Source organism: Bacillus sp. AFS098217 (assembly GCF_002551815.1).
Lineage (GTDB): Bacteria > Bacillota > Bacilli > Bacillales > Bacillaceae_G > Bacillus_A.
On sequence record NZ_NVPR01000008.1, the window covers coordinates 1 to 22,295 of the forward strand.

Sequence of the window (22,295 nt, forward strand, 5' to 3'; positions counted from 1 at the left end):
TGCTATGCAGAATAAAAAATATCCTACTCTCGTTCTTTCTACTTTTACTTCGCATGTGGCAGAAACAGGCCCTGACCGCTTCTATGCATGGCCAGATCCTCTCTCCCTCCTAAAAAGAGGGGGTTTGCTGTATATAAAAAAGAGCATCAGATTCGCTCTGATGCTCTCTCCTTATTATACAGCTTGTTCTTCTTTTTCTTTTATTACCACAGAATCTTCCCAGCACTCTGTATTCTTTAACCCTGGAATAGAGCTTGCACGGAATACTGGATCTTTTCCTTGCTTCTTTTGTTTTACATAGTCTGCCAAGGCAGCATATGCAAATTTACCAAGTAATGTAATTGCAATTAAGTTTGTGATTACCATTAACCCCATAAATAAGTCTGCCATATTCCAAACAACTTGAAGCGTTGCAACAGAGCCAAACATAACCATTCCGACTACGGCAATACGATAGACTGTTAGCCATGCCTTACTTTTCTTAATAAATTCAATATTCGTTTCACCATAGTAGTAGTTTCCTAGAAGTGAACTGAACGCAAATAAGAAAATAATAATTGCTAAGAAGCTACTTGCCCATGGTCCAATTTGTGAGCTTAGCGCCTTTTGCGTTAATTCAATTCCTTCTAAATTCGTTGCCTTATATGCTCCAGAACATAGTACGATAAATGCTGTTGATGTACATACTAAGAATGTGTCTACTAAAACTCCAATTGTTTGAATAAATCCTTGTTTAGCTGGGTGTGTTACATCTGCTGTTGCAGCCGCGTTTGGCGCACTACCCATACCTGCTTCATTCGCAAATAATCCGCGCTGAATACCATACTTCATTGCCGCTCCAATACCGCCACCTATAGCTGAATCTAAACCAAACGCACCTTTAAAGATTTCAGTAAAGACATCTGGTAGTAAATAGAAATTTTTAATAACAACAAAGATAGCTACTGCAATGTAAATAATTGCCATTGGCGGAACAATCATTTCTGACATGCGTGCAATACTCTTAACACCGCCAAAAATAATAACTGCAATTAATCCAGCTAGTACAATCCCTACAATGTAACGCTCTAAACCGAAAGCATTTTTAAATGCTAATGTAACTGTATTCGCCTGTACTGAATTAAAAATTAAACCGTAACTAATTGTGATAAGAATAGAAAACCAAATTCCCATCCAACGTTTATTTAAACCTTTTTCCATATAATAAGCAGGGCCACCACGGAATCCACTGCCATCTTTTGTTTTATAAATTTGTGCAAGTGTACTTTCTACAAAGCTTGAAGATGCCCCAATAATAGCAATTAACCACATCCAAAATACTGCTCCAGGGCCTCCCATAGAAATCGCTAATGCCACACCTGCTAAGTTACCAATCCCAATGCGGGCTGCCGAACTCATACAGAAAGCTTGGAAAGAAGATACACTACCCTTCTTACGCGTCTTTCCAGTTAAACCATCACTCATTAATCGTACCATTTCCCCTAAATGGCGAATTTGTACAAACTTCAATTTAAAAGAAAAATAAAGACCTAAGCCTATTAACATTGCAATCAGAATATAAGACCAAAGAATATTATTCGTTACCCCAACGAACTTTTCTAAGATGCTAACCATATATTGAAACCCTCCCTTTCTTTTTCCATAAGTTGAATTATATTCAAAAAATACTCAAAAATCAACAATTTTCGACAGGATATAACTTCCATGCGTTAGATTTTATGACATGAGTATGTAATATTTGAGAACAAACGACTTTTTTATTTTAAAAATGATAAAACATGAATTTGTTTTCTAAACAAAACAATTGACAAAAAACAAAACTTGTAACTATAATGGTTACAACAAGGCGATAAACAACTTGATGTAAAGATATCTATTCATTTTCAGACATACATCTTACTATTTATTTCATAAAAATTTTGGAGGGATTCCTTATGAAAATCGGAATTATCGGAGCAAGCGGAAAAGCTGGAAGTCGCATCTTAAAAGAAGCGTTAGATCGCGGGCATGAAGTAACTGCAATCGTAAGAAACGCTGCAAAAATTACAGAAGGCAATGTAAAAGTTTTAGCAAAAGACATATTCAATCTTACCGCTAACGATCTTCAAGCATTTGATGTAGTTGTGAACGCATTTGGTGCTCCAGCAGGTCAAGAACACCTTCACGTAGATGCAGGAAACGTATTAATTGAAGCAATGAAAGGCGCACCTCATACAAAATTACTTGTTGTTGGCGGTGCCGGAAGTTTATTTGTAGATGAGGAAAAAACAACACGCGTATTCGAAACGCCAGGTTTCCCAAATGAGTACCTTGCGACTGCTCAAAACCAAGGGAAAAATCTAGAAATCTTACAACAAACAAATGATATTACCTGGACATTTATCAGTCCTTCTGCACTATTCGCATTAGGAAAACGTACTGGCTCTTACAAAACAGGTAAAGATCACCTTCTTGTTAACACAAAAGGTGATAGCTATGTAAGTTACGAAGACTTCGCTATAGCTGCACTTGATGAAATTGAAAATCCAAAACATATAAACGAACGCTTCACAGTTGTTTCTGAAGCTGAGTAATAAAGAAGCACTGGCGCTTGCCAGTGCTTCTTTATCTTTTATATGGTGTAGAAGGTTTATTCGGTTTCTGTGGTACACCAGCCTTTTTCCAGCTTACCGCTAATTCTGGGCTTGTTTTCTCTTCACTGCGCTCTAATAGAACTACCGCATCTTGAACTTTCGGTGTTCCCTTATACGAAATCCCTTGTAATTTCGTTAAGTTCCCCGATACTTTAAAGCTAAATTCACCAGATGGCGTCTCTTTCGGAATTAAAATACGGAACTTTTCACCTACATTAAATTCCGTTTTTGCTTCGCCTTTTTCGTTTACAAACTTTACGCCTTGAGGTGCACCCGTTGCTTGTATTTTGTATGTGCCGCTTTTCGCGTTTGTTTGTACTGTATATAAACCTGTTTCGAAAAACTCATCTTTTAGTACTGCCTCTTGTTTTTCTGACGGCAAAACACTCATCGTAATTTCCTGTACTTCTTCACTACTATTCGCTTTTGCGACAATATCTTTCGTTAATCTCTCTACATTTTTATTACGAAAATCTAATTCATTAACATCTATTTGTTTCAGCGCATTCCACACAGCAAGCTGCGTCGCATAATGCGCTTCTCTCCAATCAGAAACCCCTAATTCTTGTGGACTCTTTTGCGGGTATCCATTTAACAATACGCGGTATACAGCAATATCCACCTTACCTATCTCAGGTAAATCTTGACCACTTGGTGATTTCAAATCTACATTCAAACAAAAGGCAATTTTTCCATCCGCTGTTTTGATAAGTTCTGTTCGGATTGGTCTCTTTTTTGCCTTACTATAGCTCCAATCCATTTCGTACTTTGTATGATCCATTACTTCTGCGAATGCTTTTTGAAGTGGAAATAATAAGTTCGTAAATACAAATAAAACACTCAAAAAAGCAACCAATAGTTTAAACGATTGTTTTATATTCATGTTTACAACCCCTTATAAAATAACAAATTTACTACTGTATAGTATTTAGTTAGCAAAATTTTTTATGCATGACATTCACTTAGATTCCTGCAAAATAAAAAAGCATAGGCTATGCCTACGCTTTTTGGCGTCAAAATTATTTAACTTTCTTGAAGAAGTAAATTCGAGCGCACTAATGCTCCACGCACTTTGATTCCAATCCACGCCGCTAACGCAGCCTTTATCACACCTACAATTAAGAAAGGAACAAAACCACCCATGAAAGCTGCTTGCCAACCTAGGGAAGCCACATACTTTAGAAATACAGTCCCGATTGTTAATGTTACAAGCATTCCTAAAATATTTGCTAATAATGAATTCCAAAATGTAAGTTTCATCTTTTCTGTTAAAAGCCCAATTAAAAACGCTGTTGGAATAAATGCTAATAAGAATCCTCCTGTGGGACCAAATAAAACAGATAACCCTCCACTAAACCCTGCATAAACAGGAATTCCAGTAGCACCAATTAAAACATATAACAATACCGATAAAGTGCCATAGCGCGAACCTAAAATTGTAGCAGTGAGCCCAATTGCTAGCGTTTGTCCTGTTATCGGAACAAGCGGCAGAGGGATTGTAACTTGAGCTAAAATACCAATAATAGCAGCAAATAGTGCAGTAACAATTAACATACGGAAATGATTTGTACGATGATTATTCATATATGCCTCCCTAAGAAAATTTCATATTACAAATTTAAGATATCCTATTTAATATACAGAGTAAATATTTTATTTGAATATTTAGTCTTCAATGAACAAAAAGAAGAGCACAAATCTGCTTGCACTCTTCTCTTCCACTTGTTCCATATCTTATTTTATTAATTAAAAAAAGGGAAAAACAAACACTTTTTTCTCATTTTTTCCTTTTTTTCTCTATAATTAAGTACATTTTAAGTAACCGTAAAATAAAATATATGCTTTCTTCCCTTGTCAGTACTAGGTTACGGACTAAAGGTCAAATAATTAGGGATCATTTTTATGTTAACCTGGGTGCATATAGTATATAATAAAGGATATATATTATATACACTTTCCGATAAAGGAACTTTCCATTATCCGGACAAGCCATGTATCGGACAAGTTCATAAATAATAGGTAAGAAATTATGGTTTTGGATTTATGATTGCCTTCTACTTGTAATCATAAATTTAAAAGCATTTTATTGCGTTTTGTGAAGCTTTGTATAAAGTTTTGCAAATTTTTGCTGCCTCTTACCTGCTACATGGGGATGTTTATTCCCAAAAAAATAAGAGTATTGTTATCGTAAAGGAGAATTGGAGATGCCAGAAACTATCACTCAAACAAAGCCTGAACAAGAAACTTTACAAATTTCTGCTAGCCAAGGACAACTTGATGTACTTGATCAGTTGTTAAAACCTGAGGTACAAGAGTCATTAACTACACTAGTAGAACAGCTTCCAAAATTAACTGAGCTTGTTAACATTCTAACTAAGTCTTATGACTTTGCTCAAACTGTTGCTACTGACGAAGTATTAAAAAGCGACACTGTTGGTGCAATCCAAGAGCTTGTAGAACCTGTAAAAGATACAGTGAAATGCGTGGCAGCAACTGCTATCGAAGCAAAAGATCGTGCAGAAGCAAGCACTGAAGTTATTGGTCTTTTCGGTCTGTTAAAATTACTAAAAGATCCACAAGCACAAAAAATGTTCCGCTTTGTAAACGCTTATCTTCAAATTAGTGCAGAACGCAATAATAAATAATTTATCTTATAACAACAATTAGTAAAGACGGGGGATATCATACTATGTCAAAACAAATTGTCATCTTAGGCGCTGGTTATGGCGGACTTCTAGCCGCTTTAAATGTACGTAAATATTACAGCAAATCAGAGGCACAAGTTACAGTGATCAACCAATACCCAACACACCAAATCATCACTGAACTACACCGCCTTGCAGCAGGTAACGTTTCTGAGCAAGCAGTTGCAATGCCACTTGAAAAACTTTTCAAAGGCAAAGACATCGATCTTAAAATTGCAACAGTTGAGTCATTCTCAGTTGATAGCAAAGAAATTAAACTAGCTGGTGGCACTACTTTATCTTACGATGCACTTGTAGTTGCTTTAGGAAGTAAAACTGCTTACTTCGGTATTCCAGGACTAGAAGAAAACAGCATGGTATTAAAATCTGCTGCTGATGCAAACAAAATCTACAAACACGTTGAAGACCGTATTCGTGAATACGCTAAAACGAAAAACGAAGCTGATGCTACAATCTTAATCGGTGGTGGCGGATTAACTGGCGTTGAGCTAGTTGGTGAGCTTGCTGACATTATGCCTAAACTTGCAAAAAGCCACGGCGTAAATCCTAAAGAAGTAAAATTACTTCTTGTTGAAGCAGGTCCAAAAATCCTTCCAGTATTACCTGACCATTTAATTGAACGTGCAACTACTAGCTTAGAAGCACGCGGTGTTACATTCTTAACAGGTCTTCCTGTAACAAACGTTGCTGGCAATGAAATCGACTTAAAAGACGGTCAAAAAATCGTTGCTAACACATTTGTTTGGACAGGCGGCGTACAAGGTAACCCATTAATCGGTGAATCAGGTCTTGAAGTAAACCGTGGTCGTGCAACAGTTGATGCATACCTACAATCTACTTCTCACAAAGACGTATTCGTTGCTGGAGACAGCGCTGTTGTCTTCGGTCCAGAAGGCCGTCCATACCCACCAACTGCACAGATCGCTTGGCAAATGGGTGAGTTAATTGGATACAACTTATACGCAGCACTAGAGGGCAAAGCATTCGAAGAGTTCGCACCAGTAAACTCTGGAACACTTGCAAGTCTAGGACGTAAAGATGCTGTTGCTACAATTGGAGCAAGCTCAACTCCACTTAAAGGCTTACCAGCATCATTAATGAAAGAAGCAAGTAACGTTCGTTACTTATCACACATTAAAGGATTATTCAGCTTAGCTTACTAATCCAAATGCTGGCCCAAATCATGTTTCACCATGATTTGGGCTTTTTTTTATCCGTAGTCATCTATATATTTTTATTCGGCATGAAAGCCAGATACACCTCTTCCATATTCTTAATATACTGACTTTATTATGACGAAATTGTGTATAGAATCTTCATCTTCAATTTCTAAGACAATAATAAAAGCAAGGGAGAACTCCCTCGCTTTTACAAAGTTTACTCTATTCAAATGAAATCTATATAAATCCATTTTAATTTCTCGACACCTAAACCCCTGCTATACAGAATAAAAAGTAGCCTACACTCGTTTGTTTTTTCTGTTTTTACTTCGCATGTGGCAGAAAAAGGCCCTGACCGCTTCTATGCACGGCCAAATGCTCTCTCCCACCTAAAAAGAGGGGGTTTATGTCGGTTTTTTAATTGATGTATATATACATTTAAAACTTCACTTAGTTAAATATCAACTATTGAAAATTACTTTTCCTTCATTCTTGTAAAAATAACATCATACATATCATTCCCATAGTTTAAAGATCTTTTCACACGGGAAATTGTAGCTGTACTAGCTCCTGTCTCTACTTCAATTTCATGATACGTATTGTTATTATAGAGCATTTTAGCCACTTTAAATCTTTGGAATATTGTCTTCATCTCATTCACTGTACATAAATCATCAAAAAAACTATAACACTCATCTACAGTTTCCAATGCTAAAATCACTTCAAAAAACTCATCTAGATCTTTTCCACGTAATTTATCTATTAGCATATGCCTACCTCCATTTTTATTAGAGTAGTCGCTGCGCCACAATAACCTTATTTCTTACATCAACGTTTATTTTATCTTCTACTAGGATTAAATATGTCCATTTCATTTCCCTCTATATAAAATACATATACTCTAAATCTGTACGTAATCGACTCTCAAATATAAAATTTCTCACAAAATGAATAGCACTATTACATGTTTCTTTAAAGATCACACCCTTAAAATATATTGGAAAAATAATCCAATAAGGAAATTTATTTATATTTAAACCTTATTAACACTTTAAAGGGCATAAGATATTATATCACTATTTTTTATTTTTGAGATAAGCACCACTATTACATATTCATGGCGATTTTTTGTCTAAAATATGTCCCCTCCAAAAAAACATGCTTTCAAATAAAAAAAGCTGGTATTTACCAGCTTTTTTTATTTACATTTTTCACCAACAAATATGTTAACTAACTTTTCTTTGTTCTCCTAATTGACGCTTTCCATCCCCTATAAAACCAAAAATAACATGAAGGACTGGAACTACTAAACAAAATACAGCGAATGGCAAATATTGCAATGTAGAAACACCAAGCGTACCAGTAATAAACACACCACTTACTCCCCATGGAACTAATGGATTGACCGCAGCGCCGGCATTCGCTAAAATTCCTGATAAATTTTTAGGATCTAAATGAATTGCCTCAAACTGTGATTTAAATGCTTCACCTGGCAAAATCACTGACAAATACTGCTCACCTAAAAGAATGTTAATACCAATAGAACTGAGTGCAGTCATTAACATTAAATTTCCTTTTGCACTTACCATGCTTGAAATTTTGGAAATTAGCTTTTCAATAATTTTCACTTCTACTAATAGTCCACCAAGTGTTAAAGCAAGAAGAATGAGAGAAACAGACCACATCATACTTTGCATTCCCCCGCGTGTAAGTAGCAAATCTACATTTTTCACACCCGTTTTAGAAACAAATCCATCTTGCATAAGGGCAGCAATTTGGCCAAAGCTAGTATGCGGATGGTAAATGTAACAAATCACAATGGTCATTGTTATACTCATTAATAATGTCGGAATAGCTGGCACTTTTTTTATTGCACACAAAAATAATACGAGTACTGGAATTAATGTAAAGATTGAAATAGTAAAAGATGAATGGAGTGTATGAATCAGTTCTTCTATTTCATTTCCCGCCGATACCGATGCTCCATGTCCCACAAATATAAAAAAGATAAGAGTTATAGCAAAGGCTGGAATAATTGTCCGCATCATGCTACGAATATGTTCAAATAAATCTACTTCTGCAATAGCAGCAGCTAAGTTCGTTGTATCAGATAGCGGTGAAATATTATTTCCTAAGAAAGCACCTGATATAATGGCCCCCGCAATCATCGCTGGGTTTAACCCCATCATTTGCCCCATTCCTAAAAATGCAATACCTACAGTAGAAATGGTTGTAAATGAGCTACCTACCATTACACCTACAAGTGCACATATCACAAAAACAGAAGGTAAAAAGAATTTTGCGGATAAAATCTGGAATCCATAAATCATGATAGTCGGAATTGTTCCTGCCGCGATCCAAACACTAATTAAAATTCCAATTAACATAAATATAATAATAGGAATTAGGCCTGGTAAAATTCCATTCTGAATCCCTTTATGGATTGTATCCCAAGAAACACCTTTCACTCTTGCAAATAGCACAACAATTCCTATAGCAATTAAAATAGGCACTTGTGGAGGTAAACTTAAACCAATAATACAAGTTCCTATAATTGCTAATAAAACAACTAAAAGAAAGATACTTTCTTTAAGTGTTACATCTCTTTTCATTTTCATAAACTCCTTATCATTTGAATTGTTATAGGGTTCTATCAACTCATCCATTTACTATTAATATTTGTGAACAATTGCACATTCAATATCTAAACACTATATTGAAAAAGAATCAATGGAAATAAAGCGAAACTTTCATCAATGAGCTTTTTCCGTCCCCTGCCTATCTTCCTCGCTTCTCTCTATATCTTGAGGCGGGGGCTTACTGACCCAAGATAGCGATATAAACCGCAAAAGGGCATAAACAATACTTTGGATGAGTATATATTACTTACAAATCATGCCAATGGATGTTTATGCCCTAATTTTATTTACCTAAAAATATATAACAGTTAACGCAACTCAGCTTTATTGTATGCACCGTGCCAAACTGGACCAACAAATGTATTAAAATCAAATCCCCTTTTAATTCCCTCTGTCGTGAAGTCCTTCGCCTTCGCCACGGCTTCTTTCACCGAAAGTCCTTTAGCTAGTCCAGCTGTAATTGCTGCTGCAAAAGTACACCCAGCGCCATGGTTGCAATTCGTATGAATTTTCTCGACTTCATAAAGTACAAACTCTGTTCCATCATAAAGTAAATCGATTGCCTTATGATCCGCTAGAGATTTTCCACCTTTTATTACAACATTTTCAGCACCAAAATCGATAATTCTCTTTGCCGCTTCTTTCATATCATTTACCGTTTTTACATTTGACATTCCAGATAACTGGCCTGCTTCAAATAAATTTGGTGTGACAATTGTTGCCTTTGGTAAAAGAAGATCACGCATGGCAAGTCCATTTTCAGGATGCAGTGGTTCGTTTTCTCCTTTACAAACCATAACCGGATCAATTACAACATTTTGCATCTCATATGTTTCAATTACATCACTTACGAGCTCAATCATCTCTATAGATCCAAGCATTCCTGTTTTCATCGCATCTAATTTGCCGCCGGAAAAAATTGTTTTCAATTGCGCTTGTACAAGTTCCTTATCAATCGGATGAACATGATGATGCCAGTTATTATCCGGATCCATTGTGACGATTGTTGTAATGGCAGTTAGGCCAAACGTACCATACTCTTCAAATGTTTTCAGATCCGCCTGTAATCCTGCTCCTCCACTTGAATCTGAACCTGCTATCGTTAATACTTTTTTTACCATCACGTTTTCACTCCTCAATTGATCTTACTTAAATCAATAAGATCAATTATATATAAAGATGAATGCATAACGGATTTTTAACGTTATGCATTCATACTATTAAAATGGTTTTCTACTAAACTTATTTTACTTCATTGTAGATTGCTTCAAGTTTATCTTGAATTGCTTTTTCTAGCTTAACAGCATATTCTTCAAATACATCTTTATCATGAGCATATGGAGATAATGCACAAGCACGAAGCACCGTTACTTTGCCTTCGCGATCCCATTCTCCTTCGCTAAATCCAAGACTCTTCACGAATGGAAGTGGGCTGTTACCGTAGTCAGGAATAGCAAAGTCAGTATGAGATGTAATAAACTCATTACTATATAATCCACCTTTAACATAAGAAGCGTGATCGAAGAAATCATGATTTAATTTGTTCATTTTTTCTAAGTCTGTATTACCTTCTTCATTAAATACGTAGTCAACCATGTTAAAGTCAGGTTTTGTTAATGGATACACACGAATTGTTTTATCGCCAACTTTAAATTCTTTATCACTTAAGAAGTCATAGAAACGATAAGCTCCTTCGATACTTGCACCAATTAATTTACCATAACCAGTTACATTTAACGGCAATACTTGATGAGCTGTCCAAACTGCAGCTGCAGTTGCACCTGCTTTAGAACCTTCAAGAATATATGCACCTAATAATGCTGGAATATCTGCACCTTTTTCGAATACATAAGTTGCAAAGTAAGAAATAACATCGCGCATTCTAATATCTTTAATAACAATACCGCCTGCAGAGTAAGGAATATATCCCATTTTGTGTGGATCAATTGTAATTGTTTCTGCTTGGTTCATTGCTTTAAATGAATGATAAACTTCTTTTGTTAACCATTCACATTTTTCAGTGAAGATGTTGTGTTTTGCGTACACTTCTTCGATTTGGTCCCATTCGATAAATTCGTTATTTTCATCTAAGAAAATAGAACGAGCATAACCACCATAAGCCGCGTCTACGTGAATGTAGAAATAGATGCCTTCTTCTGCTAATTTTTCACGAAGTTCTACCATTTTATCAATGCGATCTATTTGACCTTCTTCTGTTGTACCAATAACCCCAACAACACCTAGAACAGGAATTTGCTCAGCTGCTAGTTCGCGAATTTTTTCTTCTAATTTATTAATGTCCATACGATAGTTGTCATCAACATCTACTTGCTCTACACAATCAAGACCAACACCGATAATATCAGCAGCTTTTAACCAAGAATAATGTTTTGTTTGTGGAATTAACCATTTACCTAATTTTTGTAGGTTTTTACCACTGCGTGCAGAGTGAGCTTTAATTTCATCAATTTGTTCAGGAATTTGATCTAAAATATCTAGAATTTCTTCTGTAGACATATTCAGTAATTCCCATTCAGATTTACCTGCAACAAATTCAGGAGCTACTTCTTTAATTGCAAGTGGTAAGGATTTCATATTACGTGCATACCATAAGCCCTCTAGGTTAGCAATAGAACCATCTGCGCAAATATGTCCCCAGCTTTCACCTTTTTTATAGCTCATAAGTGCAGCAAATTCATGTCCCACTTCTTCTTCCATTTGAGAAGTACCTGGTGAAGATTCATATGCTACGTTATTACCATTCCATAACATTGCTGCTGTATAAGCGATGATAGAAGGCATTAATGTTTCAGAGTTCATATGTCCCCAGAAACGGCCAGCAGTATGCCAAGGTAAAGAGTTCGTACGTAATTTAGAAGATAATACGTTGAACACACTGCGCATATGATCTGCAGTTTCTTGGAAATTTTTAGAGCTTCTATCTTGAGGTGTAATCACCGGTAAATCTTGCGGCATATAGTTTTGTCTCCAACCAACATGCTCATCTACCATTTTTACTAATAATTCTTTAAATAAATCTACATTTTCACCTTTATCTCCTAAGAATAACGCTTTTAAATTAATTTCTGGCATTTCGTATTTCATTTTCATTTCCTCCATTTTCAATTAATTTATGTTAATATAAGGAATTTTTAATTTTAGTTAGCTTGTTTTAAACATTCTTCTGTATGATTTTCTTTCTTCCACTCTGGTTTCTTACATTTGTTAATAATAAGAGCAATTCCAATCATAACTACTGTAGCGGCTACTTGATAAACTACGTAACCAGTATACTGACTTGGTTTTAAAATGGATGGCGGAATTAGACTTACAATAATTGTAAGTACAATACCTATCATTGAGACAATAGATATAAACCACATTAATCCATTTCCTTTACTACCTAATCTAAATGGTCTCTTAACATCAGGCATGTTATAGCGTAAGCGAATTGCTGAAATCGCAATTAAAGCATATACGATACAATATAGAATCGTTGTTGTGATTGTAATAATTAAGAATGCACTATTAACATCCGGAACGACTACATATAAGAAAGATACTAACGAAATAACGATTGCTTGGATCATTACAAACGTGATTGGAATGCCTTTCTCCGTTCTCTTTTGGAAAAACTTAGGTAAATTCCCTTCCTCTGCCACTTTAATCATAGATTTACTTGGTCCAAGTACCCATGCACTTAGCTGTACTAAAACACCAATTAAAATCATTAATGAAATGATGTTAACAAAGATAGATGGAATTCCTAAATCTTCACAGAAAATCAAGTATGGTTGTGTAATATTAGCTAACTCTAAATGACCGCGTGGTACTGCGTTAGAAACTGTTAAACCAGCGATAATATTAAAGATTACTAGTAAAACAACAGAAGCGATAACAGCAACTGGATAGTTGCGTTTCGGATTTTCAATATTATTTGCATGTACAGATGAGATCTCTACCCCCGCAAAAATAAAGATAATCCCTGATAAATACGCTAAGCTTCCTAAATCTTTTAAATTAGGTATTAAATCACTTGGTTTAAAATTCCCTAAGTAACTATTTGGCTGAATTCCATTTTTAATCATATAGATAACACCTAGAACTACGAGAATAACAAATGGAATATATACACCAATAACAGCGCCCCAGTTACCTGCGATTTTTACCATATCAAACTTAAGGTTTAGTAAAGTCACACCCCAGTATGAAATTAAGATTACGGCAAAAATAAAGTAGTTGTTTGAAGAGAGTTCTGGTTTATTAATAACGTAACCGAATAGAACACCAACAGTTGACGAAACCATTACCATCCCGAAAAACATTTGAACCCATAATAACCATGAGGTAACAAATCCCCATTTTTCTCCTAATGCATTTCTAACCCAAACTTGTGGTCCACCCTCTTCAGGAAATCCTGTCGAAAGCTCAGCTGACATTAGTGCAATAGGGAGAGCAAATACAACTGCAGCAATTAACATATAGAAAATTTGCGTCCACCCTGTAATAGCAAGTGTCGGTACACTACGTACAGTGCCAAAGAATGCCATCGTAATACCAATTAACCCAAAAAGCGTTAATTTTTTTGTCTTGGCCATAACTATATCCTTCTTTCCTTTATTTAATTTTTATAGAATCCATTACCGCAGATATATGAACTGAACTAATACGCTAATTTTCAAAGGAAATACATTTTTTTGAAAACTAGTGTATTAAAACAAACTATCTGCTCTAAACTTTGTAGATCTATCAAATCCTCCTTTTCTTTAAAGGTTTTATTATTTTGCAGAATACATCCCTTCGCTTTCCATCAAACTAGCCAACAGAATAATATTCATAAAATAATCATTTCTTCTCTAAAAAACTAGTAAAAAAACATAAGATCCAATTTGTGAACAATTACACAAATCAACTTACGATGTCAGTTTACTCCTGCGTTTTTGTTTTGTCAACATCCAAATAAACGTTGTTATAACAGTGTTTATTGAGTTTTATTAAAAACTTTTTATTTAAAGCATCAAAGGTTTAACGCTTTTATCCGCTAAAGCGTTAAACCTTTGATTCATAAAACAGAAGTGCATAATTATATATTATTATGCATTTTTATTCATTCAGAACAATAAATAAGTACAAAAAAAGAAGAGTGAACCTTTTTCACTCTTCTTTTAAAAAGTTATTTTACAAGAGGATTTTTCTCCTCTTCTCTTAGCCCTGGGTACCATTGTAGCATATTGATAAACGCATGACTTGCAACTGAATCATCTATACAGAATTTATCCATATCAAAATGGAAATTATTCCTACCCATTAATTGATCCGTTACATTTTTTAACAATTTACTATATCCAATTAAACGTCTAGATGTCATTATTTTACTTTCTCGAAAAGAAGGTTCACTTTCCTGTTCACGAAAATTTAACAATTTCTCATAAGGAATTTCACATCGATCTTCTTTCGCTTTCATTACTTTTACCTTCACATATAAACCTTGCTCCATTCCTAATGCCCTGCTCCACAAAGAACTCCAACTATCGCGCTTAATATAGTATCTCCCTTGAAAATAACTTTTTATCATTGGAACAAGAATATGAATTCTCGGATGATACCTGTCTCCTTTTTTCAAAATATCCAGCATCCGAAAATACCCTAGATGAACTTGCTTTACAGACTTATACTTAAATAGACGATTGAAAGCAATTAACATTTGATCTAATTTCTCATTAATTTCTTCCTCGTTTACATTTTCTAATCCCAAATCTACCAATAGCCAATTTACTTGCTGTGTTTTATTAATTTCTGTTATCACACGGTGATTAAAATATGCTAATTCTAATGATCTTTCCCAAGATGAAAGCATAATTAAATTCCTCGCTTCCACTCTCTACTAGAATTTATTCTCCTAATTTCACCAAGCTGTAATTCTTTTTCCCTTTACGAATAATAATAAATCTTCCATCAAATGAATTTTCCACCGTAACATCTGTATTTACATCCGTTACTTTATCTCCATTCATTAAGATTGCTCCATTATTAATATCTTCCCTTGCTTGACGTCTAGAAGGTTCAATCCCTAAATCCACTAACCATTCAACGATATTTTTTGTTTCCTTTGCAGCTTGGAAAGTTGGCATATCTTTAAAGCCTTGTTCGATTTCATCCGCAGTTAATGATTTAATATCTCCACTAAATAACGCCTGTGTAATTTTTACTGCTTGTAAAAATGCATTCTCACCATGAACAAATTTCGTCATTTCTTCTGCTAATACTTTTTGCGCTTCACGTTTATGAGGTTCTGTTTGAACTTTAACTGCTAATTCATCGATTACATCCTTCGTTAAGAATGTAAAGAATTTCAAGTATTTCATTACATCACGATCATCAGCGTTTACCCAAAACTGGTAGAATTCAAATGGTGTTGTTTTTTCAGGATCTAACCAAATTGCTCCTCCTGCTGTTTTACCAAATTTCGTCCCATCAGATTTTAATAATAACGGAATTGTTAGGCCAAATACTTTTGCTTCCGGTCCTTCTAATCTGCGAATTAAATCTAAACCACTTGTAATGTTACCCCATTGGTCACTACCACCAATTTGTAATTGTACGCCTTCTTCTTTGTATAAGTGGTGGAAGTCCATGGATTGTAGAATTTGGTATGTGAATTCTGTGAATGAAATACCAGTATCTAAACGACTTGCTACAATATCTTTTGCTAACATACTATTTACACTAAAGTTTTTACCGTAGTCACGTAAAAATTCGATAATGTTGATTTGATGTGTCCAGTCGTAGTTATTTACCATTTTCACTTCACTATTGCCGCCAAAGTCGAATAATTTTTTCATTTGTGCTGTTAATGCGTCAACATTATGTTGTACTTGTTCTAATGTTTGCAGCTGACGCTCTGTTTGTCGTCCACTTGGATCTCCAATTGTTCCTGTTGCTCCACCAATTAAGATAACTGGATGATGTCCAGCTAATTGGAATCGTTTCATCATCATAAACGGAATCAAATGTCCAATATGCATGCTGTCACCAGTTGGATCTACACCACAGTACAAGGAAATCTTTTTCTCTTCTACTAGTTTGCGTAATCCTTCTGCGTCTGTTTGTTGATTAATGGCGTCACGCCATTCCAATTCATCAATGATGTTCATATCTTTCCAGCTCCTTTAGTTTTTTAATTTTTCTTACCTCAAATTAGCAAGAATACAAAAAGTCCCCATGTCTACACTAGACATAGGGACGATTTTTAACCGTGTTACCACCCAGATTGCACAAATAGTATCCATTCTCCTATTTATGCCACTCTTAGCAATAGTATCGATTGCTACTCCGCTTAGCATTACCTAAGATACTCCAGAGTGTAATTCACAAGTTTGTTTGTGCTAGGTTCCATCAACCCCTAGCTTTCTCGATAACAGTGACAAACTGCTACTGGGCTCTTTCAACGTATTTGATATATTAGATTATAGTCATTATAGTGAATTAAAATTTTATTGTCAATTCTACAGAAAAATGTTTTGAAAATATTCACATTTTCTTTTTTGTTATACCACAAAAATAAAGTGAAGAATAAACCTATCCTTCACTAATTAAAATCCTATGAAGATCAAACGTTTGAAAGGGTTCATACTCTATTTATTCCAGCTTTCATTGTAACCTTACATCCACAAATAATATTTCAATAACACTTTTATAACTTTTAAAATAAACACCTACTGCTTTAAAAATTATACTAAGTCTTCTCCAATAATTCTTACTTCTCTTTCTAACGTAACATCGAATTTCTCTTGAACAGTTTTTTGAACAAAATGAATTAAATCGATATAGTCTTGCGCTGTTCCATTATCAACATTCACCATAAACCCAGCATGTTTTACGGAAACTTCTACACCACCAATTCTCTTTCCTTGTAATCCAGAATCTTGAATCAACTTACCAGCAAAGTGGTTAGGCGGACGCTTGAAGACACTACCGCATGAAGGGTATTCTAATGGCTGCTTCGATTCTCTTTTATACGTTAAATCATCCATCTTTTCTTTAATCTCTGCATATACACCCTTCTCAAGTTCAAATGTACCCTCAAGTATAATGTAATGGTTATTCGCAAATGTACTTTTACGATATCCGAAATCAAAGTCGTCTTTTGAAAGAGTAAGCAACTCTCCCTCTTTTGTCATAACAACCGCTTTTGTTAATACATATGCAACTTCGCCACCATACGCACCTGCATTCATATATAATGCTCCGCCAACTGACCCTGGTATACCACAAGCAAATTCAAGCCCCGTTAAAGAATGCTCTAGCGCCGTTCTTGAAACATCAATAATAGCAGCACCACTTTGTGCCACAATTGTTTGCTCATTCACAGTAATATCCGTTATATGAGTCAAACTCAATATGATTCCACGAATACCACCGTCTTTTATAATGACATTAGAGCCATTTCCTAAAAACGTAATTGGAATGTTGTTTATATTCGCATACTGTACCACTTGCTGAATTTCAGTATAAGTAGTAGGTATAACAAACACATCTGCTTTTCCTCCTACTTTTATATGCGTATGATCCTTTAGCATTTCATCTTGCTTCACATGTCCTTCTGGTAATATTGTACGTAAATATTTATATACTTCCTGCATATTCATTCTATGATTCCTCTATTTCTATTAATAATTAATGGCCTATCCTCTCAACAGTTCCAGCATTCTTAAAACTATTTCTCTTATTCTCTTCCATTTCGCTTACAAATTCATTCACTGCACTATATGTAATGCCATGCTGAAAATAAGTAGGTAATCGGCCACCACATAGATTACCTGAATAGTTTAGTAAGATAGTTTCTCTCTCTATCTTATCAAAAAATCGAGAAGAAAACTTTACCTTCAAAAATTTTCCAATATAGCCAAGTTTAAGATATATATACATCAATTAAAAAACCGACATAAAACCTCTCTTTTTAGGTGGAAGAGAGCATCTGGCCATGCATAGAAGCGGTCAGTGCCTTTTTCTGCCACATGCGAAGTAAAAACAGAAAGAGTAAACGAGTATATGTTACTTTTTATTCTGCATCGCAAGGATTTAGATGCCGAAACATTAAAATGGATTTATATAGAAAAAAACTAAACTTAATCTTTTCCTTTACAAAATTCTATTATATCGCATGTCAATGTGAAAAAATATGTTTAAAGATGGAACTTTTCAAACTGATAAGAATGTCTATATTTTGTCATATCAAAAATAGATATTACAAAACTGTAAGACCATTGTAATATAAAAGGATGCCTCCTTATATGTTAAGGGCATCCTTTTTTAGATTATTTTAATTGAATTTTAACTGGCGGTAATGGTTTTTCAGGATGATATGGTGACATTTCTACTTCTAGCACATAATTTTTTAGACTAAAATTCTTTACACCATATTCCCCATCCAACTTAAATGTCGCTTGAAACTGTAATTTCTCCTTATTTAATACTTTTACATCGCTTCCCTTTACAACATGACCAATTGGTGCAAATTCCTCATCTACATACGAAGAATCAATTAAATTCATAATTTCACCACGATTTATCAACTCATCCATAGAATTACGTTTTGTATCGGCATTTTGAAGTGTGTACTGTACGATTAATCGCTGTTTTTTATGTTGAATTTTATTTACGACAATCTTTAAATCACTACGAGTACTTTGTATTTCAAATGGTGTCTTTTGATTTAAAGACTGAATAGATGGCTTTTCAGACAACCTCACATTTGGATGCAGTGTAATAAATTCTGCGTTCTCTGGAATTTTCCCAAAAATAGATCGCTCATCAGACTCTATCTGATTCCCTACTTTTTCCCTACCAAATTCAATACCTGACGTTTTAAAATCGATTTCATGTCCCTTATCATCAGTCACTTTTCCGATTCTCGCTAAATCATTTTCTCCTATAAGTGGATAAATGGCTTTATAGTCAATCGCAACGGATCCTTTTCCAACTGTAATCTTTTCAAAGTTAAATGTATGTTCTTTATCTTCACTACTTACGGATTGCTGAGGATGAATCATTTTATTCTCCAATTGTTGTACTGGAATATCAAATTTCCAAATCCCTTTTGTGTCTCCGATAGACGTAATGGTAATTGGTAATGTTGTATTTTGAGGAAGCTCTTTTTCTGGATAATCAATATGAATATTCCCGAACCAACCGTCTTTTGTTATTTTCCCATCAAATGAAGCTGCACGCCCCCATTTCGGACTTCCATCAACTAGTTTAAAATCATAGTAAAAACTATTGGCAAAAGTATTCTTTATCTCTACTTCGTCTGGATTATCTACTTTAAATGTAATCCCAATTCTACCACCATCATAATACACACTGTTCATCGTTACACTAATTCCATTGCTTACCGCTTGCTGATTTAGTTCGGTTACAAGCTTACTTGCTGACAGATTTTGACCAATTGAATCATGAAAATGCGAATAGATTTTCCCAATAATCGGAACTTCCGCTAATACACGAGTCATTTGTGGAAATACAAATCCTGAGCCTAGTACCCCTACACAGATTGAAGCTACAGTTAACAAAGCAATTTTTCTTTTCCTATATATCTTTTTGACTGGTTTTTCTGCCTTTGCCTTAGTAATACCTTTTTGTATAGCCAGATTCAATTCTTGTTTCGGAACATCAATTTTATTTACTTCGTCATCAAACCACTGCTTATCCAATCCTCATCACTCCCCCCTAATAATTTTTTTAGAGATTTTCTTGCCCGATGCAAATACGTTTTGACTGTTCCCTCCGGTATATTCATTTGCCAAGCAATTCGATTAATCGGAAGATCATAATAATAATATAAAATGATTACCGTTTGATAATTTTCATCCAACCTTTGAATCGCTTCCTGCAAATCAATATTTTGCTCAATTTGATGTAGTTTGTTCGGTACCTCACCATATGTATTTGCTTCTCTTCCGTCCTCTATCTTCTTCACTTTTTTCTTTTCACCTAATAGCTGATAAGCATTATGTATAAGAATACGTGTCAACCATGTCAAAAAATAGTTCGGTTTCTTTAATTGCTCTATGGATAAATACGCTTTATAAACTGTTTCTTGTACAACGTCCAGTGCATCTTCTTTATTCTGTACATATAGATAAGCAGTCCGATACAACTGGTCTTGATATAAACTAATAAGCTGTTCGAAAGCTGCATCGTCACCTTTTCTTGCCTTTTTGACTAATTTTATTTCATCCATCGTATCCCCTCCTTTCATTTATTAGATAGATAGCGGGACAGTTTGGTTTCAATTTTTTTTGTTCCATACAAAAGAGCACATTCAATCGAATGTGCTCTTTTCCTATCACATACTATTTATCGTTTTCCTCTTTTTCCCTATCAAACCATAATAGTTCATCATCATCCACATCACCATTATAATTGATGAGTATCTCTTCTCCTGCTTTTATATCCGTGTAAGCATAAAAGTCAAATGTATGATTATCAAAGTTAATTTCATACGTCGCATTCGGTTTATAAGCATGGTTAAACAGCATACCGTATCCTAAAAGGATTGCGGTATGATTTATGCCATACTCAAATGCGTAGTCAGCAAGTAATGTTTTCTCTATAAATTGATGTTCCTCATTCGGATAAGCGATAACTGGCGCTTCATGTAGAAGTTCTCCTTTTTTTATATCACGCGTCGCAAATACTCCCCTATTGAATTCTCCATCACTAAGTGTAGAAGCCTTTATTTCAATCATGTTCGTCACCTATACATTTCTTTCTTTGAAGTATTTTATCTCCTTAAGATTGACAGATAATGAAGAGAAAAGCAATTGATTTCATTCAAAACCCTCACTCAGCACAAAATATACAAAAAAGGGGCAAATGATTTTTTTGTGATTCTTTCTCAAGATGAGAAAAACATTTTTTAGCCATTCCATTTACTGAATCTCGCTTTCCTCATCATATACTTATATAAATCCATTTTAATTGTTCGGCACCTAAATTCCCTGCTATGCAGAATAAAAAGTAACCTACACTCGTTTGCTCNNTTAGTTGATGTATATATAGCAGTTATTTCAATTTGAACACAGCACTCACTGGATTATGATCACTATTTTCAAACTTCAAATCTTTTCCTTGTACATTTACAATTTCGACATTTGGTGAAACCAAAAACCCATCAATAATGGTCACAAAGTTTTCGCCTTCTACATATTTCTTAGCATCATCCCTTACTGTCCAAACTGACGAATCTACTGCCCATTTGAACCCACCATCTGTAAAATCTTTTGGCAGCTCTACTAACCACTCAGGCCATACTTTTAAAAAATTAGGATCCTGTAATTGAACATTAGAAACTAACTGATTCCAATCTCCACCTAATATTACGTAATCACCGTTTTGATAGTGTTTGTTCATATATTGTTTTAAATAATCCACTTGTTGTCTTCTTATTTTTCCGCCTTCATCATAAGCCGATAAATGTAAGTTTACAAGTCTTACATATTTGCCATTATCAACAGGAATTTTATGTTCAACAATCGCTCGATCTAAATCAAACAACTGCTTCGGCCAAGGCTCTATTCCTGGAAGCTGAAATCTTGCTGCTTTTTGAATCGTATATTTAGAGAATGTTCCTAGTCCCGCCTCAACATAGCCCATTGGTTTTGCCAAAGGAACAGGGACCCACTGTACGTTATAATTATAGCCAAATGATGATGCGTAATTTGGCAAACCTTGTTTAAATACTTCATATTCATTTATGTCGAATGATCGCAACGCTTTTACATCTACTTCTTGTAATAATGCAAAATCAGCATCCTCTCTCTGTAAAAAAGAAAGCATATTTTTTAAATTCGTCTCTGTTTGTCCTTTACTACTAGAACGTGATCCCTCTCCTCCGTCCATAAAGAAATCTTGATCTTTATCTAAACCAGCATATCCAATATTAAATGTAGTAACTTTAAAATCATTCCCCTGCTTTAATACTCTCGCTTTATTATTCTCCACCTTTACTTCAGTAGCAACAGCTGGTTCCACATCTGTAATTGTCATATACGCTAAAAATACAGCGAGACCACCTGCTACTATTAAAACCAATATGAAAATCACTTTAAAAATCTTCTTCAAGCAAATGACTCCCTTTTATATAAATCCATTTTA

Annotated in this window: 19 protein-coding genes and 1 other annotated feature; of the genes, 3 read left to right on the forward strand and 16 right to left on the reverse strand. The window is 34.8% G+C overall.

The window, feature by feature from the left end; all coding sequences use genetic code 11:
• Positions 1-174: 174 nt before the first annotated feature.
• Positions 175-1,614, reverse strand: coding sequence for an alanine/glycine:cation symporter family protein (locus COO03_RS01855; protein WP_097894779.1), 1,440 nt, complete (start codon positions 1,612-1,614; stop codon positions 175-177).
• Between the two features lie 320 nt (positions 1,615-1,934).
• Between COO03_RS01855 and COO03_RS01860 the strand changes: the two genes are divergently transcribed.
• A complete protein-coding gene (locus COO03_RS01860) occupies positions 1,935-2,573 on the forward strand; it encodes an NAD(P)-dependent oxidoreductase (RefSeq protein WP_097894780.1) in 639 nt (212 codons plus the stop codon).
• 31 nt (positions 2,574-2,604) lie between these two features.
• Here COO03_RS01860 and COO03_RS01865 read toward each other — a convergent pair whose 3' ends face one another.
• Both COO03_RS01865 and COO03_RS01870 read right to left on the reverse strand, forming a co-directional pair.
• Entirely contained in the window at positions 2,605-3,516 is a 912-nt protein-coding gene (locus COO03_RS01865; protein ID WP_097894781.1) for a thioester domain-containing protein, read from the reverse strand.
• A 140-nt stretch (positions 3,517-3,656) separates the two neighbouring features.
• Complete coding sequence (locus COO03_RS01870; protein WP_097894782.1) at positions 3,657-4,217, reverse strand: biotin transporter BioY; 561 nt, start codon at positions 4,215-4,217, stop codon at positions 3,657-3,659.
• 620 nt (positions 4,218-4,837) lie between these two features.
• On the opposite strand from COO03_RS01870, the gene COO03_RS01875 reads away from it, so the two are divergent.
• Together COO03_RS01875 and COO03_RS01880 are read left to right on the forward strand one after the other, a co-directional pair.
• Positions 4,838-5,278: a DUF1641 domain-containing protein gene (locus COO03_RS01875; protein WP_097894783.1), complete on the forward strand. Its 441-nt coding sequence runs from the start codon at positions 4,838-4,840 to the stop codon at positions 5,276-5,278.
• A gap of 44 nt (positions 5,279-5,322) precedes the next feature.
• Entirely contained in the window at positions 5,323-6,501 is a 1,179-nt protein-coding gene (locus COO03_RS01880) for an NAD(P)/FAD-dependent oxidoreductase (protein ID WP_016112459.1), read from the forward strand.
• A gap of 472 nt (positions 6,502-6,973) precedes the next feature.
• Here COO03_RS01880 and COO03_RS01885 read toward each other — a convergent pair whose 3' ends face one another.
• The 13 genes from COO03_RS01885 to COO03_RS01945 form a co-directional block, all read right to left on the reverse strand.
• Positions 6,974-7,267 (reverse strand): YerC/YecD family TrpR-related protein, encoded by a 294-nt coding sequence (locus COO03_RS01885; RefSeq protein ID WP_097894784.1) that lies wholly within the window; start codon positions 7,265-7,267, stop codon positions 6,974-6,976.
• 457 nt (positions 7,268-7,724) lie between these two features.
• Entirely contained in the window at positions 7,725-9,110 is a 1,386-nt protein-coding gene (nhaC, locus tag COO03_RS01890) for a Na+/H+ antiporter NhaC (protein ID WP_097894785.1), read from the reverse strand.
• A 335-nt stretch (positions 9,111-9,445) separates the two neighbouring features.
• A complete protein-coding gene (pdxK, locus tag COO03_RS01895; protein WP_205684587.1) occupies positions 9,446-10,261 on the reverse strand; it encodes a pyridoxine/pyridoxal/pyridoxamine kinase in 816 nt (271 codons plus the stop codon).
• A 118-nt stretch (positions 10,262-10,379) separates the two neighbouring features.
• Entirely contained in the window at positions 10,380-12,242 is a 1,863-nt protein-coding gene (gene tdc, locus COO03_RS01900) for a tyrosine decarboxylase (RefSeq protein WP_097894787.1), read from the reverse strand.
• Between the two features lie 53 nt (positions 12,243-12,295).
• The gene (gene tyrP / locus COO03_RS01905; protein WP_097894788.1) at positions 12,296-13,735 is read right to left on the reverse strand and encodes a tyrosine-tyramine antiporter; all 1,440 of its coding nucleotides are present in this window, start codon (positions 13,733-13,735) and stop codon (positions 12,296-12,298) included.
• A gap of 575 nt (positions 13,736-14,310) precedes the next feature.
• Entirely contained in the window at positions 14,311-14,994 is a 684-nt protein-coding gene (locus COO03_RS01910) for a protein rep (RefSeq protein ID WP_170958193.1), read from the reverse strand.
• A gap of 34 nt (positions 14,995-15,028) precedes the next feature.
• The gene (gene tyrS / locus COO03_RS01915; protein WP_097894790.1) at positions 15,029-16,291 is read right to left on the reverse strand and encodes a tyrosine--tRNA ligase; all 1,263 of its coding nucleotides are present in this window, start codon (positions 16,289-16,291) and stop codon (positions 15,029-15,031) included.
• A gap of 81 nt (positions 16,292-16,372) precedes the next feature.
• Positions 16,373-16,594, reverse strand: a binding site (T-box leader).
• A 273-nt stretch (positions 16,595-16,867) separates the two neighbouring features.
• Positions 16,868-17,785 (reverse strand): UDP-N-acetylmuramate dehydrogenase, encoded by a 918-nt coding sequence (gene murB / locus COO03_RS01920; protein WP_097894791.1) that lies wholly within the window; start codon positions 17,783-17,785, stop codon positions 16,868-16,870.
• Positions 17,786-18,454: 669 nt separating this feature from the next.
• Complete coding sequence (locus COO03_RS01930; protein WP_097894792.1) at positions 18,455-19,849, reverse strand: DUF4179 domain-containing protein; 1,395 nt, start codon at positions 19,847-19,849, stop codon at positions 18,455-18,457.
• On the reverse strand, positions 19,819-20,379 hold the full coding sequence (locus tag COO03_RS01935; protein WP_097894793.1) for a sigma-70 family RNA polymerase sigma factor: 561 nt from the start codon (positions 20,377-20,379) through the stop codon (positions 19,819-19,821). The genes COO03_RS01930 and COO03_RS01935 overlap by 31 nt, the downstream gene beginning before the upstream one ends.
• Before the next feature lie 112 nt (positions 20,380-20,491).
• Positions 20,492-20,887, reverse strand: coding sequence for an SET domain-containing protein (locus tag COO03_RS01940; RefSeq protein ID WP_141523313.1), 396 nt, complete (start codon positions 20,885-20,887; stop codon positions 20,492-20,494).
• Positions 20,888-20,981: 94 nt separating this feature from the next.
• The gene (locus COO03_RS28080) at positions 20,982-21,065 is read right to left on the reverse strand and encodes a DUF4077 domain-containing protein (protein ID WP_141523316.1); all 84 of its coding nucleotides are present in this window, start codon (positions 21,063-21,065) and stop codon (positions 20,982-20,984) included.
• A 138-nt stretch (positions 21,066-21,203) separates the two neighbouring features.
• Complete coding sequence (locus COO03_RS01945) at positions 21,204-22,187, reverse strand: endonuclease/exonuclease/phosphatase family protein (protein ID WP_373605234.1); 984 nt, start codon at positions 22,185-22,187, stop codon at positions 21,204-21,206.
• Positions 22,188-22,295: the final 108 nt, after the last annotated feature.

What these genes read in the sequence shown, in the direction of transcription:
- COO03_RS01865 (WP_097894781.1), bottom strand. Translation starts at nt 3,516, where the DNA reads ATGAATATAAAACAATCGTTTAAACTATTGGTTGCTTTTTTGAGTGTT.
- tyrS (WP_097894790.1), bottom strand. Translation starts at nt 16,291, where the DNA reads ATGAACATCATTGATGAATTGGAATGGCGTGACGCCATTAATCAACAA.
- COO03_RS01885 (WP_097894784.1), bottom strand. Translation starts at nt 7,267, where the DNA reads ATGCTAATAGATAAATTACGTGGAAAAGATCTAGATGAGTTTTTTGAA.
- COO03_RS01855 (WP_097894779.1), bottom strand. Translation starts at nt 1,614, where the DNA reads ATGGTTAGCATCTTAGAAAAGTTCGTTGGGGTAACGAATAATATTCTT.
- COO03_RS01860 (WP_097894780.1), top strand. Translation starts at nt 1,935, where the DNA reads ATGAAAATCGGAATTATCGGAGCAAGCGGAAAAGCTGGAAGTCGCATC.
- COO03_RS01870 (WP_097894782.1), bottom strand. Translation starts at nt 4,217, where the DNA reads ATGAATAATCATCGTACAAATCATTTCCGTATGTTAATTGTTACTGCA.
- COO03_RS01940 (WP_141523313.1), bottom strand. Translation starts at nt 20,887, where the DNA reads ATGATTGAAATAAAGGCTTCTACACTTAGTGATGGAGAATTCAATAGG.
- nhaC (WP_097894785.1), bottom strand. Translation starts at nt 9,110, where the DNA reads ATGAAAAGAGATGTAACACTTAAAGAAAGTATCTTTCTTTTAGTTGTT.
- COO03_RS01880 (WP_016112459.1), top strand. Translation starts at nt 5,323, where the DNA reads ATGTCAAAACAAATTGTCATCTTAGGCGCTGGTTATGGCGGACTTCTA.
- COO03_RS01935 (WP_097894793.1), bottom strand. Translation starts at nt 20,379, where the DNA reads ATGGATGAAATAAAATTAGTCAAAAAGGCAAGAAAAGGTGACGATGCA.
- murB (WP_097894791.1), bottom strand. Translation starts at nt 17,785, where the DNA reads ATGAATATGCAGGAAGTATATAAATATTTACGTACAATATTACCAGAA.
- COO03_RS01910 (WP_170958193.1), bottom strand. Translation starts at nt 14,994, where the DNA reads ATGCTTTCATCTTGGGAAAGATCATTAGAATTAGCATATTTTAATCAC.
- COO03_RS01945 (WP_373605234.1), bottom strand. Translation starts at nt 22,187, where the DNA reads ATGACAATTACAGATGTGGAACCAGCTGTTGCTACTGAAGTAAAGGTG.
- tyrP (WP_097894788.1), bottom strand. Translation starts at nt 13,735, where the DNA reads ATGGCCAAGACAAAAAAATTAACGCTTTTTGGGTTAATTGGTATTACG.
- COO03_RS01875 (WP_097894783.1), top strand. Translation starts at nt 4,838, where the DNA reads ATGCCAGAAACTATCACTCAAACAAAGCCTGAACAAGAAACTTTACAA.
- COO03_RS28080 (WP_141523316.1), bottom strand. Translation starts at nt 21,065, where the DNA reads ATGGCTAAAAAATGTTTTTCTCATCTTGAGAAAGAATCACAAAAAAAT.
- tdc (WP_097894787.1), bottom strand. Translation starts at nt 12,242, where the DNA reads ATGAAATACGAAATGCCAGAAATTAATTTAAAAGCGTTATTCTTAGGA.